The 242-nt window shown below is 41.7% G+C and carries 1 protein-coding gene; it reads right to left on the bottom strand.

Annotated features, from left to right (window positions below):
* The coding region (locus tag EII37_RS11015) for a Rib/alpha-like domain-containing protein (protein ID WP_142997542.1) at positions 1-242 on the bottom strand (242 nt) is incomplete at both ends.

Genomic DNA, 242 nt, shown 5'->3' with positions numbered 1-242 from the left:
TACTGTGATGATTCCTGGTGTGCCACTTGTGTAAGTTGTTCCTGTTGGGATTTTCTTACCGTTTGCTTCACTTACTGGAATCTCTACTGATTCTCCTGGTTTACCACTTCCGTCATTGTACTTCGGTGTGTAATCATCTTTATCACGGTTAACTACTGTTACAGTGACTGGGACTTCCTCTTCTGATCCATCTGGATATCTTACGAGAACTTTGCCTGTTACTTTATCCCCTGGATTCTTAT

Source organism: Streptococcus sp. OH4692_COT-348, from assembly GCF_003859975.1.
In the GTDB taxonomy this organism is placed as follows: domain Bacteria; phylum Bacillota; class Bacilli; order Lactobacillales; family Streptococcaceae; genus Streptococcus.
This window is presented reverse-complemented; position numbering and strand designations above follow the sequence as displayed.